This window comes from Nodosilinea nodulosa PCC 7104 (assembly GCF_000309385.1).
GTDB lineage: Bacteria > Cyanobacteriota > Cyanobacteriia > Phormidesmidales > Phormidesmidaceae > Nodosilinea > Nodosilinea nodulosa.
Map to the genome: position 1 here is coordinate 4661729 of NZ_JH976537.1, position 12857 is coordinate 4674585.

Consider the following 12857-nt stretch of genomic DNA (forward strand, 5'->3'; position numbering starts at 1 on the left):
GAGCGCCCTTTCAAGGAAAACACTCAGCATGGCCAAGCTAGAACAGCGGTTTGACTACGTCAAAATCGGAATTGCCTCCCCCGAGCGGATTCGCCAGTGGGGAGAGCGTACCCTACCCAACGGGCAGGTTGTGGGCGAAGTTACCAAGCCCGAAACCATCAACTATCGGACTCTCAAGCCCGAGATGGATGGACTGTTCTGTGAGCGCATTTTTGGCCCCGCCAAGGACTGGGAATGCCACTGCGGTAAGTATAAGCGGGTGCGCCACCGGGGTATTGTGTGCGAACGCTGCGGCGTTGAGGTTACCGAGTCGCGGGTGCGCCGCCATCGCATGGGCTACATCAAGCTGGCGGCACCGGTGGCCCACGTGTGGTACCTCAAGGGTATTCCCAGCTATATCGCTATTTTGCTCGACATGCCCCTGCGCGATGTGGAGCAGATTGTCTACTTCAACGCCTACGTGGTGCTCGATCCGGGCAATGCCGAAAATCTCAGCTATAAGCAGCTGCTGACTGAAGACCAGTGGATTGAGATTGAAGATCAGCTCTACGATGAGGAGACTGAGCTCTCTGGGGTTGAAGTCGGCATCGGTGCTGAGGCGCTGCAGCGGCTGCTGGAGGATCTGGAGCTAGAAACCACGGCGGAGAAGCTGCGGGAAGATATCGCCAATTCTAAGGGCCAGAAGCGAGCCAAGTTGATTAAGCGCCTGAGGGTAATCGACAACTTTATCGCTACGGGTTCTAAGACCGAGTGGATGGTGCTGGACGTGATCCCGGTAATTCCGCCCGACCTGCGACCGATGGTGCAGCTAGACGGTGGTCGCTTTGCCACCTCTGATCTCAACGATCTCTACCGTCGGGTGATCAACCGCAACAACCGACTGGCTCGCCTGCAGGAAATTCTGGCCCCAGAGATCATCGTTCGCAACGAAAAGCGGATGCTGCAGGAGGCCGTTGATGCCCTGATCGACAACGGTCGCCGGGGACGTACCGTGGTGGGGGCCAACAATCGCCCGCTCAAGTCCCTCTCTGACATCATTGAGGGTAAGCAGGGGCGCTTCCGCCAAAACCTTTTGGGTAAGCGGGTTGATTACTCCGGCCGTTCAGTGATTGTGGTGGGTCCCAAGCTGCAAATTCACCAGTGCGGACTGCCTCGGGAGATGGCGATCGAGCTATTTCAGCCCTTTGTTATCCATCGGCTGATTCGCCAGGGCTTGGTCAACAACATCAAGGCAGCGAAGAAGCTGATTCAGCACAATGACCCCAGCGTGTGGGACGTGCTTGAGGAGGTAATTGAAAGCCACCCGGTCATGCTGAACCGAGCACCCACCCTGCACCGACTGGGCATTCAGGCCTTTGAGCCGATTTTGGTGGAGGGCCGCGCCATTCAGCTGCATCCACTGGTTTGTCCGGCCTTTAACGCCGACTTTGACGGCGACCAAATGGCGGTCCACGTGCCCCTTTCGCTGGAGGCCCAGTCGGAGGCCCGCTTGCTGATGCTGGCGTCCAACAACGTGCTGTCGCCCGCGACGGGACAGCCAATCATCACCCCTTCCCAGGATATGGTGCTGGGTTGCTACTACCTGACGGCAGAAAATCCGGATGCCACTAAGGGGGAGGGCCACTACTTTGCAGGCATGGAGGATGCCATTATGGCCTTTGAGCAGGGCATAGTAGCGCTTCACGCCAAGGTATGGCTGCGGTTTGATGGCGAAGTCGAATCCGATCAGCCGAAGACAGTGGCGCCGGAACGTATGGAGTCTGAAGACGGCACCATTACTGAAATCTATCCCGATCGCCGCGTGCGTTTAGACAGCGAAGGTAACTTGATCTCTCAGTACATCAAGACCACGCCCGGCCGCATTATCTACAACAAGGCCGTGCTCGACGCGATCGCAGGCTAGGGGCCACACCAACCACCACAGCACGAACATCACCACTACAAAGGGCAAGACCTATGGCTGAGCAAGGGGCACCTCAATCCTCTCACATCTTTCGGAACCGCATCATTGACAAGAAGCAGCTCAAAAAGCTTATTGCCTGGTCGTTTACCCACCACGGCACCGCTCGTACCTCCCAGATGGCTGACCGCATTAAGGAGCTGGGCTTTAAATATGCGACTCGGGCCGGGGTTTCCATTAGCGTGGAAGATCTCCAGGTGCCCCAGGAAAAGAAGGGCATGCTGGCCGCCGCCGAAGAGGACATCCGCATTACCGAAGAGCGCTATACCCGCGGCGAAATCACCGAAGTAGAGCGTCTGACCAAGGTGATCGACACCTGGAACGACACCAGTGAAGAGCTGAAGGACCAGGTAGTCAAAAACTTTAAGGAAAACAACCCGCTTAACTCGGTCTATATGATGGCCTTCTCCGGCGCCCGGGGAAACATCTCCCAGGTGAGGCAGCTGGTGGGTATGCGCGGTCTGATGGCCAACCCCCAGGGGGAAATTATTGACCTACCCATCAAGACCAACTTCCGCGAGGGGTTGACCGTTACCGAGTACGTAATTTCTTCCTACGGTGCTCGCAAGGGCCTGGTGGATACGGCGCTGCGCACCGCCGACTCGGGCTACCTGACCCGCCGCCTGGTCGACGTCTCCCAGGATGTGATTATCCGCGAGCACGACTGCGGCACCGAGCGCGGTATTCCCCTGCGCAGCATGACCGACGGCGAGCGAGTGCTAATTCCCCTGGAAAATCGCCTGCTGGGCCGGGTCGTTGCCGAGGATGTTGTGCACCCCAAAACCGGCGAGGTGCTGCTGGAGAAAGATCATCCGGTATCCCCAGAAACGGCGGAAATGCTGGCTGAGGCCGGTGTGGAAGGGGTAGTAGTGCGATCGCCCCTCACCTGTGAGGCCACCCGCTCTGTCTGCCGCCTCTGCTACGGCTGGAGTCTGGCTCACTCGGAAATGGTCGACCTGGGCGAAGCAGTGGGCATCATCGCCGCCCAGTCTATCGGCGAACCCGGCACCCAGATGACCATGCGGACCTTCCACACCGGCGGTACCTTTACCGGCGAAGTGGCGCCCCGCATTCGGGCTACCAAAGATGGCACCGTCAAACTGCCCAAAAACCTCAAGACTCGGGCCTTCCGCACCCGCTACGGTGAAGAGGCCCTGATGATGGAGGCCAACGCTGACATCGTGATCGAAGGCAGCGGCAAAAACAAAACTGAATCCCTCCCCCAGGGCACCATTTTGTTTGTCAACAACGGTGAAACGGTGGAGAAAGAGCAGCTCCTAGCCGAACTGCCCTCCGCCGGGCGCACCCGCAAAGTGACAGAAAAGGCTACTAAAGATGTGACCTCTGACCTGGCCGGAGAAGTAAAATTTGCCGGCCTTGTTCAGGAAGAGAAAACTGACCGCCAGGGCAATACCACCCGCCTGGCTCAGCGGGGCGGCTTGTTGTGGGTGCTGGCTGGCGACGTGTACAACCTGCCCCCCAGCGCAGAGCCGGTGGTGCGCAACGGTGACTACGTCAACGCCGATGACACACTGGCTGAAACTAAGCTCACCACCGAGCGGGGCGGCCTGGTACGCCTGCCCGAAGCCGACGATGAAAAGGGCACCCGCGAGGTCGAAATTATTACCGCCTCGGTGATGCTCGATCAGGCTCAGGTGCGCAAGGAGCAGGGCCAGGGTCGCGAGCACTACTTCATCGAGACTGCCCAGGGCCAGCGGTTCTCTCTAATCGCGACGCCTGGGGCTAAGGTTACCAGTGGCCAGGTTATTGCTGAGCTGGAGGACGATCGCTTCCACACTCAAACCGGCGGCATCGTCAAGTTTTCTGGCGTTGATGTGGCTAAAAAGGGCAAGGGCAAGCAGGGCTACGAAGTGGTGCAGGGCGGTACCCTGCTCTGGGTCCCCGAGGAGGCCCACGAGGTCAACAAAGACATCTCTCTGCTAATGGTGGAAGACGGCCAGTACCTGGAAGCAGGCACTGAGGTTGTCAAAGACATCTTTTGTCAGAACAGTGGCGTGGTCGAAGTCACTCAAAAGAACGACATCCTGCGGGAGATTTTAATTAAGCCCGGCGATATCCACATGGTGGATGCCCCTGAGGATGTGATGGACCGTGACGGCACTCTGGTGAACGCCGGTGAGGAAGTCATGCCGGGTCTGGTGGCCGATGCTCTGCGCTACGTAGAGTACGTCGAAACCCCCGACGGTCCTGCACTGCTGCTGCGTCCTGTAGAGGAATACGTGGTGCCTAACGAGCCTGCTGTGCCCAGCCAGGACAGCGCTGCCGATGCCGCCGGATCGATCAAACTGCGCGCTATCCAGCGTATTCCCTTTAAAGATGGGGAGCGGGTGAAGTCGGTGGATGGCGTTGAGCTGCTGCGCACCCAGCTCGTACTCGACATTGAAGACGAGTCGCCCCACGTGGTCGCCGACATTGAGCTGGTGCCCGATGACCAAGACACTGACCTGATGCGTCTGCAAATGGTAGTGCTCGAAACCCAGGTCATTCGCCGCGACGTGGTGGCGGATCAAACCCAGGGTAGAACCGTGACCCGCTTGCTGGTGGAAGACGGCCAGCAGATTGAGCCTGGGGCAGTAGTTGCCCGGACAGAGATTCGCTGTAAAGAGTCTGGAGAAGTCCGTGGTATTCGCGGCGGGCAAGAGGCCATCCGGCGGGTGCTGGTGGTGCGAGAAGCCGATCGCATGAAGGTGGATTTACAGGGCAAAGATCCCAGCGTGAAGGTGGGCGATTTGGTGGTGGCCAACACTGAACTGGCTCCTGGCCTAACCCACGAAGAGTCTGGGGAAGTAACCGCCATTGAAAACGGCCAGGTGTCCTTGCGTCTGGCCCGTCCCTACCGAGTATCTACCGGGGCCGTTTTGCACATTGAAGACGGCGACCTGGTACAGCGGGGTGACAACCTGGTGCTGCTGGTGTTTGAGCGGGCCAAGACCGGCGATATCATCCAGGGTCTGCCCCGGATTGAAGAGCTGCTAGAAGCCCGTAAGCCCAAGGAAGCCTGCGTGCTCTCCGAACGTCCGGGCAACGCTCAGGTGGTCTACAGCGATGACGAAACCGTAGAGGTCAAAATCATCGAAGACGATGGTGTTGTCACGGAGTACCCAATCAGCCCTGGGCAAAACGTGCTGGTGTCTGATGGTCAGCGGGTCAGCACCGCTGAGCACCTGACCGATGGCCCGGCTAACCCCCACCAGATTCTGGAGGTGTTCTTCAAGTACAACCTCAGCCAGGGTATGGGCATCCACGATGCCGCCCTGGGGGCACTGCAAAAGGTGCAGTCGTTCCTGGTCAATGAAGTGCAGTCGGTGTATCAGTCCCAGGGTATTGATATCTCCGACAAGCACACCGAGGTGATCGTGCGGCAGATGTCCTCGAAGTGTCGCATTGACGACGGTGGTGACACCACCATGCTGCCCGGTGAACTGGTCGAAATTTACCAGGTTGAGCAGGTAAATGAGGCGATGGCGATTACCGGTGGCGCTCCGGCGGAATACACCCCGGTGCTGCTGGGCATCACAAAGGCCTCGCTGAACACCGACAGCTTCATCTCGGCGGCTAGCTTCCAGGAGACGACCCGAGTGCTGACCGAGGCGGCGATTGAGGGCAAATCTGACTGGCTGCGCGGCCTGAAAGAGAATGTCATCATCGGGCGTTTGATCCCAGCGGGTACCGGCTATAACGCCTACGAAGAGGCTCCGGCTCCGGAGCTTGACTCGGGCTACGAGTCGGCCATTTTAGATGATGACCTGGTGCTGCAGGATGTGGTGCTGGATGACTTTACCGCCCGTAACTACGATCTGGAGGGCAACCTCAGCATGCTCAACGACGATGAGATGATCGGCGGCATGTCCATTGATGAGGGTGGTGCTCGCGGCAATGCGGGCAATGGCGACTCAGCAGGGTTGGGCAATGGTGCTGGCCTTGACGATGACGACCTCCTGATCGACGACCAGACCGCTCTCTAGGGGCCGCCTGGGGCGATCGCCCCAAGTCCCTCTAAAGCCAAAGCCCCGGCGGATTTAAATTCGCCGGGGCTTTGGCTTTTTGGCGTTGTAGCGTCGAGATTGTGGGCTGAAGAACAGTGTATTGTCGAGGTACTGCGATCGCGCCATATTCCCAGATCGCCAAACGTTTTGCAGCTGAACCATGGCTATCTCCATCTTTCTCAGTGTTCCCACTCCCTGCTTCCAGCGGCAGGAGCAATTCATCGGGCAGATTCGCACCTACCTCAAGAACCGGGGCCTAGAACCACGCACGGTGGGAGTGACCGACTATGACATGGATGCCCCCTTAACCGCCATCCGTCGGCTGATGATTGAATCTAACGGGCTGATAACCGTAGCTTTTCGCCGCACTTTTGTCGAAAAGGGCACCGCTCGCCTGCGCACCGACATCGACACCCTGAGTGAACAATCCATAAATGGTCAGTGGTTGACTGCCCCATGGGCCCACATTGAACCAGCCATGGCTTTTCAGCTAGGGCTGCCAATTTTGATTCTGCGGGAGAAAGGTGTCATGGCCGACGGCATTTTGGAGAAGGGCATTGTCGGCACCTACATGCCCGAGTTTGACTTAGATCAGCAGGTCGAGCAATACTTTGGCACAGGGGAATGGAACGGGATGATTGGCCGATGGGAAGGCTACGTCAGAGCAGTTGTGGAGAAAAAAGGCCGCCCGCCGCTGCTGTTTTAGGGGCAGCGTTCTCGACTGGGGGGTCTAAACTAGATATCAGAGGGAGGTAGCGCAGGCGGTTGCGGGCTGGCTGGCGTCAGCCTGAGGAAAGTCCGGGCTCCCGAAAGACCAGACCTGCTGGGTAACGCCCAGTGCGGGCAACCGTGAGGACAGTGCCACAGAAACATACCGCCGATGGCCCAGGGCAATAGTCCCAGGACACAGGTAAGGGTGCAAGGGTGCGGTAAGAGCGCACCAGCAGCATCGAGAGGTGCTGGCTCGGTAAACCCCGGTCGGGTGCAAGGTCAAGGGGCAAGGTTGGTCTTTTTCCGGCCCCGCGTTTGAGTACCGCAAGAGGCGTTTGGTAACAGGCGTCCCAGATAGATAACCGCCCCCCCGCTAGCGGGGGAACAGAACCCGGCTTATGTCTACCTCCTTCCCCAATTTTTGCCTGCTGCTTTTGCCCCCGCACGTTTCGTCCCAACTTCCCTGTGGCTGATCTCTCTTCGCCCCGCCAGGGGCAGCTTCGGCGCTGTGCGCAAATCCTGGGTCTCCCCGTCCCCCAATCCTTCAGCTGGAGTCGGTTCGACCAGGCCCTGACCCACCGCTCGGTAGATGCTGCCTATAACTATGAGCAGCTGGAGCTCTTGGGAGATGCGGTTTTGCGCCTGGCGGCTACGGAGTGCCTCCAGGAGATCTGGCCCGAGGCTTCGGTGGGCGAACTGTCAGCGGTGCGCTCGGTGTTGATCAGCGATCGCAGTCTAGGGCAACTGGCGCAGGATCTGGGCCTTGCCCCCTACCTGCTGGTTGGCCCAGGGCTGACGGTGCAGCCCACCCACCTGGCCGATGCCCTAGAAGCCGTCGTGGCGGTGCTCTACCTGGAAACCCGCAATTTAAGTCTGGTGCGCCCCTGGCTGGATCCGCCACTAAAGCAGCTAGCGGCCACGGTGCGACAAGATCCCGCCCGCCACAACTACAAGGCGGCCCTGCAAGAACTCACCCAGGCCCACAGCAAAGCCCTGCCCCAGTACCATACCGCCGAGCATCACGCTGTTGACGGCGCCCCCCAGCGATACCAATCGACCGTATGGTTTCGGGAAACCTGTTGGGGTACCGGCTGCGGTCCAACCAAAAAACAGGCCGAGCAAGCCGCCGCCGCCGCCGCCTACGATCGCCTCCGTCAAACCCTTGACCATGATCCCCTGTCTGCAGTCCCTTAACCTCGCCATCTTTGGTCTAGGCCGCTGGGGCACCCACCTGCTGCGCAACTTCCTGGCCCTGCCCGAGGCGCGGGTGGTAGCCATCGTAGATCTCGATCGCCAGCGGTTGACGGCGGTGCGCGATCGCTACGGCCTGGCCGCTACCGTTGTCTGCTACGACGACTGGCTTCAGGCCATGGCCCACCCAGGCCTGGGGGCGGTGGTGATCGCCACTCCCGCCAGTACCCACTACCCCATGATTCGGGCGGCCCTAGAGGCAGGCCTGCACGTGCTGAGCGAAAAGCCCCTCACCCTGGAGGGTGCCACCAGCACTGCCCTGTGCCAGCTGGCAGCCACCCAGCAGCGCCAGCTCATCGTGGACCACACCTACCTGTTCCATCCGGCAGTGCAGCACGGACGAGACCTGTGTCAGCGGCTGGGCAGCCTGCGCTACGGCTACGCGGCCCGCACAAACTTGGGGCCTGTGCGTCCTGATGCTGATGTCTTTTGGGATTTGGCCATCCACGACATCTCGATCCTCAACCACTGGCTGAACGCAAGGCCCATAGCCGTGGCCGCCTGGGGGCAAGCCTGGTTGCAGCCCCAGCCCCAGGAAAACTTTCCCTCAGGACTCAGAGATGTGGGCTGGCTGCGACTCATGTATGCCAATGGGGCCAGCGAGGGCGGTTCCTCTCCCCTGGAGGTGATGGTTCACGTCAGCTGGGCTAACCCCGACAAACAGCGGCGTCTATCGCTGGTGGGCGATCGCGGCACTCTAGTGCTTGACGAAAGCCCTGGAACTAAGCTGCTAACCCTCTACCGGGGAGAGTTTCAGCCCCAGGTGTTCCCCTTTGTACCCGTGGGTCCCCAGGCCGAGGCGATCGCGATCGCCCCGGCGGAGCCTCTCCATGAAATGTGCCGCCACTTTCTGCACCAGGCGATCGCCAATCAGCCCTCCTCTATCTCCTCAGGTCCTATGGCGGCTGATCTAGTCGACCTCATGGCTGCTATTACCCTTGCCGCCGAGACCGGTGAAATCACCCCTGTTTAGTTGGTCAGAGTCCGCAGGGTACGGCCAACCCGTACGGCCCAAGGTCAGAGCCAAAGGCGGCCTGCCCGCCATCGCCGTTTGCAAACCCGCCTTCACTGGCTCACCCCCTCCGTGTGGGCGTGGCCATACCTAACCTTGGGCAAAACTTGAAGGCCCTGAACCCGGTAATTTTACGCAGACATCGGGCAACCTACACCGGTAGACCGATGTCTACATACCTAGTTGCAGGCTACTTTAGACACGTTACTTAATGAACCTGCAACTTAATGAACCCAAAATTAAGCTTGCTTTGACAATTCAACTCGACGGGCTATACCTAAGAAAACTCGTTGCCTTTCTGTCAGGGCTGAGGTCTGTCAAGACTAAGGGTTTAAGTTCCTGGTCGTCAACCTTTGTTTACCCTCACACACCCATAACTATGCATTATTCATACTGGCTTGCGGCGGCAGCGGTCCTAGGGATCTGCGGCACATCTACAGCGGCTATGGCCGCCTCCCAAGATTTAGAAACCACTCCTCAAACCATGGCCGATGCCCTAAGCGTCGAACGGCACAGTCAAGAAAGCCTTAACCGCCTGGCCGATGAACTAGGCCAGCAGGTGGGACCCCAGGAGAATGCTGACTCAGGGAACCAGGCCAACTCGCTGCAAATTCCTTTTTTAGACAATTTTTTAGATGAGTCTGGAGAGCTGAAATTGCCCTTAGGGTTAACCGTTTACGATGCCATGGGCGCGACTTCAGTTGGGTTTGGCTCTAAGTTTTGACGGGCGGCTTGCCACAGCCCGGGGCCAGTTGAACCCCACCTTTGGCGCCAGACCGCCGCGCTACGTTGTTGCCCCAGCCCGGTATACTACCAAGGAAGGAAAGTGGGATACCGGGATTTGGGCGTCGATCTTCGCAGCTATGTTTACATTGACAATCTTCAACCCCAGCATGCGGCCTATATGGGCACCGTATCGCTGGGGTTTTTGCCATTGCCCGGCGATGCCTCCCTGTGGATAGAAATCTCCCCCGGCATTGAGATCAACCGCATTCTGGATATTGGGCTTAAGGCCGCCGTGGTGCGCCCCGGCACGCTGATTGTGGAACGCCTCTACGGCCTGCTCGAGATTCACGCCAGCAAGCAGGGCGAGGTCCACGCCGCAGGCGGCGCCATGCTCCAGGCTTTGGGGCTGTCTTCCTATCGCGAACGGCTCAAGCCCCGGATTATTTCCAGCCAGGTGATTCGCAACCTCGATCCGCACCATGTGCAGCTGATCAATCGCACCCGTCGGGGCAACATGATTGTGGCAGGTCAAACCCTCTACGTGTTTGAGGTAGAACCCGCTGCCTACGCCTCCCTGGCGGCCAACGAAGCCGAAAAAGCCGCCCTGATCAATATTTTGCAGATTAGCTCGGTGGGCAGTTTTGGGCGACTCTACCTGGGGGGTGAAGAGCGCGATATTTTGGCCGCCCAGCAGGCGGTGCTGGCCACGATGGAAGCCGTCCCTGGGCGCGAGCAGAAAGATAGCCAGCGCAACGAATAGTGAGCTACTGAACGGAATCTAGAAAATTGGGCGCTTTGACCGAAACGCTGGCTAGAGCTGGAAGGCTGAAATATACCGACTATTCCAGATTGCATGGCTCCCTATTTCCCCTGCTCCCTTGCCGTTGGCAACAGTCACCACATTGATGCCGCCATTGATGCCACAGTCAACTAGATTCAGGGCATTTATCCTCCAGGCGTTTTGCGCAGCAGGCTGCGCTGCGCTGTGAGTCGTCTCGACCGGGTGTTGTGGAGAATCTTTTTTCGAGGCGAATCACTAACTTTTTTCTCCATTTTTTCTGTCTTCGCAGCGCTGGCTGTGGCGAGAAGATCAGGCTGTCTGATGGCTGCCCAAGAGCTTAGAGCAGAGAGTTATAGCAACAGTCACGTTGGTTAGGACATCCAGAAACCCTATGAACGTTCAAACGTTTGAACGTTCATAAGAAACATGTCTTAACCAGACTAGCCACAGCCATAGCTCGCCAAAACCTGTGACGCCGAAAGGCATTTTTTGGCAATTTGGGGAACGAATGAGTTCTATCGTTAGATAGATAGTCGCCCTTTTCTACCGTGTTACAACTCTTCAGGTCTGGTAAAGCAATGTAAATTTGCTTTGCCAGTTAGTTTCTAAACCCTGTTAGGACGTAACTTAAAATGACTCCGAACACAATTCGCATGGCGCTGGGTCTGCTGCTATTTGGTGCCGCCCCTGTAGCGATCGCCGCGTTTCCCCAACAGGCCATCTCCGACACTCAACCGATGGCCCAGTCAATGTCTCAGCCCGAGGCTCCCGATGCCATGGAGCAGCCCGAGGCCTCTGACACTGATGCCCCTGGCGCTATGGAGCAGCCCGAGGCTGCCGATGCTATGGAGCAGCCCGAGGCCACCGATCAGGCTACGGACACCAGTGAGCAATCGATCGCCGAGATCGCCGCTGGCAACGACAACCTCAAGATCTTAACCGCTGCGATCGAAGCCGCTGGTCTTACCGACGCTCTGAACAACGACGATCTCTCAATCACCGTGTTTGCGCCGACCGACGAAGCCTTTGAAGCCCTGCCCGAAGGTACCCTGGATGCTCTGATGCAACCCGAAAACCGCGATCAGCTGGCTCAGCTTTTGTCCTACCACGTCGTAGATGGGGAAATGCTCTCTACCGATCTGAAGTCTGGAGAAGTAGATAGCGTCACGGGTGCTCCCATCACGATAATGGTCGACGATGGGTCGGTTAAGGTAAACGACGCCAACGTGGTGGCTAGCGATATCGAAGCTAGCAACGGCGTTATCCACGTGATCGACTCAGTTCTGCTACCGATGTAGTTCGCTAAAACACTGTCTTTGGAAGCCTTTCCTGGAACGCTGAGAAAAGGCTCCTAAAGGCAGGAATTGCACCTTTAGGGGTCGCTGAGCACCCCTTCCAAACGGTTGTCCTGGGTTTTGGGGACAACCGTTCTTTGGTCGAGGCTGAAATGCTTGCAGCGGTTTGACGCTAAATTTGGCCGCCAGAGCGCGATCGCCTGGGGCCGGTCTTAGGCCAACGCACGCTGATATTAGTTTGTTGAAGTATCATCAGCAGTATGGGCAGAGCCTTTATCGGCCAAAGATTTAAAAGGTATGGCTCAAAATGGTCAGTGCTTCGTCATCGGTGTGAATACACAGATGGCGAACGGGCATACTGTGCCCCAGGGGCATAGATTTGATTTCAACGATAGGCTAATCGCGGTGATTGTCAGAGCATGAAGGATTCTACTCCCGGCGACCAGAAGCAGCTTCTGTTAATTGACGACGACCCCAACTTGATTTTATTGGTCAAGGATTATTTGGAGTTTCGTGGCTACGAAGTCAACACAGCGGGCAACGGTCGCGAAGCGCTGGACATGCTGGAAGACACCATCCCAGACATGATTATCTGTGATGTGATGATGCCGGAGATGGACGGCCACGCCTTTGTGCGCCACGTTCGGGAAAATCCTTCGACCGAGTGGATTCCCATTCTGTTTTTATCGGCTAAGGGACAAAGCCAGGATCGGGTGAAAGGGCTCAATACCGGTGCCGATGTCTACATGGTCAAGCCCTTTGAACCAGAGGAACTGGTGGCCCAGGTAGAGTCTTCGCTAAAACAGGCATCGCGGCTGATCAAGCAGCAAATCAAAGGCGGCGGCAGCCCAATGATTCAGGTGCCCTTCGATGTCGAGCTGACCCCCACCGAGCTGCGGGTAGTGCAGTTTGTGGCGCGGGGCATGGCCAACCGCGAGATTGCCAACGAGCTTCAGGTCAGCCAGCGCACCATTGAGAGCCACGTCAGCAACATGCTGGGCAAAACCGGCCTCAACAACCGCACCGAACTGGCCCGCTGGGCGATTGAAAACAACAAGGCTTAACCCTACCTGGGCCATCTCTGACCGTGGATGGGTGGATGAGTTGGCGGGTA

General features: G+C 57.9%; 10 protein-coding genes and 1 other RNA gene. 10 read left to right on the forward strand and 1 reads right to left on the reverse strand.

Annotated features, from left to right (window positions below; all coding sequences use genetic code 11):
* Window positions 1-28 precede the first annotated feature (28 nt).
* Together LEPTO7104_RS42435 and LEPTO7104_RS0121690 are read left to right on the forward strand one after the other, a co-directional pair.
* Entirely contained in the window at window positions 29-1903 is a 1875-nt protein-coding gene (locus LEPTO7104_RS42435; protein WP_017300693.1) for a DNA-directed RNA polymerase subunit gamma, read from the forward strand.
* Window positions 1904-1956: 53 nt separating this feature from the next.
* Window positions 1957-5946: a DNA-directed RNA polymerase subunit beta' gene (locus LEPTO7104_RS0121690; protein WP_017300694.1), complete on the forward strand. Its 3990-nt coding sequence runs from the start codon at window positions 1957-1959 to the stop codon at window positions 5944-5946.
* A 54-nt stretch (window positions 5947-6000) separates the two neighbouring features.
* On the opposite strand, the gene LEPTO7104_RS42440 is transcribed toward LEPTO7104_RS0121690, so the two are convergent.
* On the reverse strand, window positions 6001-6129 hold the full coding sequence (locus LEPTO7104_RS42440) for a hypothetical protein (RefSeq protein WP_264308715.1): 129 nt from the start codon (window positions 6127-6129) through the stop codon (window positions 6001-6003).
* Between LEPTO7104_RS42440 and LEPTO7104_RS0121695 the strand changes: the two genes are divergently transcribed.
* The 8 genes from LEPTO7104_RS0121695 (at window position 6128) to LEPTO7104_RS0121725 (ending at window position 12807) form a co-directional block, all read left to right on the forward strand.
* Window positions 6128-6673 (forward strand): hypothetical protein, encoded by a 546-nt coding sequence (locus LEPTO7104_RS0121695; RefSeq protein ID WP_017300695.1) that lies wholly within the window; start codon window positions 6128-6130, stop codon window positions 6671-6673. The two genes, LEPTO7104_RS42440 and LEPTO7104_RS0121695, sit on opposite strands and share 2 nt — an antisense overlap.
* Window positions 6674-6715: 42 nt before the next feature.
* Window positions 6716-7092, forward strand: an RNA gene (rnpB, locus tag LEPTO7104_RS37525) — RNase P RNA component class A.
* Between the two features lie 51 nt (window positions 7093-7143).
* A complete protein-coding gene (locus LEPTO7104_RS0121700) occupies window positions 7144-7872 on the forward strand; it encodes a ribonuclease III family protein (protein ID WP_017300696.1) in 729 nt (242 codons plus the stop codon).
* On the forward strand, window positions 7847-8902 hold the full coding sequence (locus LEPTO7104_RS0121705; RefSeq protein ID WP_017300697.1) for a Gfo/Idh/MocA family protein: 1056 nt from the start codon (window positions 7847-7849) through the stop codon (window positions 8900-8902). Before LEPTO7104_RS0121700 ends, LEPTO7104_RS0121705 begins: the two co-directional genes overlap by 26 nt.
* Window positions 8903-9320: 418 nt before the next feature.
* Window positions 9321-9665 (forward strand): hypothetical protein, encoded by a 345-nt coding sequence (locus LEPTO7104_RS0121710; RefSeq protein WP_155523728.1) that lies wholly within the window; start codon window positions 9321-9323, stop codon window positions 9663-9665.
* 117 nt (window positions 9666-9782) lie between these two features.
* Window positions 9783-10427, forward strand: a complete 645-nt coding sequence (gene ccmP / locus LEPTO7104_RS0121715) for a beta-carboxysome protein CcmP (protein WP_017300699.1) — start codon at window positions 9783-9785, stop codon at window positions 10425-10427.
* A gap of 653 nt (window positions 10428-11080) precedes the next feature.
* Window positions 11081-11746 (forward strand): fasciclin domain-containing protein, encoded by a 666-nt coding sequence (locus tag LEPTO7104_RS34835; protein ID WP_225887025.1) that lies wholly within the window; start codon window positions 11081-11083, stop codon window positions 11744-11746.
* Between the two features lie 416 nt (window positions 11747-12162).
* Window positions 12163-12807, forward strand: a complete 645-nt coding sequence (locus LEPTO7104_RS0121725) for a response regulator transcription factor (protein WP_017300701.1) — start codon at window positions 12163-12165, stop codon at window positions 12805-12807.
* Window positions 12808-12857 lie beyond the last annotated feature (50 nt).

Excerpts from the sequence above, each read along its gene's own strand:
- LEPTO7104_RS42435 (WP_017300693.1), top strand. The coding sequence starts at position 29 with ATGGCCAAGCTAGAACAGCGGTTTGACTACGTCAAAATCGGAATTGCC.
- LEPTO7104_RS34835 (WP_225887025.1), top strand. The coding sequence starts at position 11,081 with ATGACTCCGAACACAATTCGCATGGCGCTGGGTCTGCTGCTATTTGGT.
- LEPTO7104_RS0121710 (WP_155523728.1), top strand. The coding sequence starts at position 9,321 with ATGCATTATTCATACTGGCTTGCGGCGGCAGCGGTCCTAGGGATCTGC.
- LEPTO7104_RS0121690 (WP_017300694.1), top strand. The coding sequence starts at position 1,957 with ATGGCTGAGCAAGGGGCACCTCAATCCTCTCACATCTTTCGGAACCGC.
- LEPTO7104_RS0121695 (WP_017300695.1), top strand. The coding sequence starts at position 6,128 with ATGGCTATCTCCATCTTTCTCAGTGTTCCCACTCCCTGCTTCCAGCGG.
- LEPTO7104_RS42440 (WP_264308715.1), bottom strand. The coding sequence starts at position 6,129 with ATGGTTCAGCTGCAAAACGTTTGGCGATCTGGGAATATGGCGCGATCG.
- LEPTO7104_RS0121705 (WP_017300697.1), top strand. The coding sequence starts at position 7,847 with ATGATCCCCTGTCTGCAGTCCCTTAACCTCGCCATCTTTGGTCTAGGC.
- LEPTO7104_RS0121725 (WP_017300701.1), top strand. The coding sequence starts at position 12,163 with ATGAAGGATTCTACTCCCGGCGACCAGAAGCAGCTTCTGTTAATTGAC.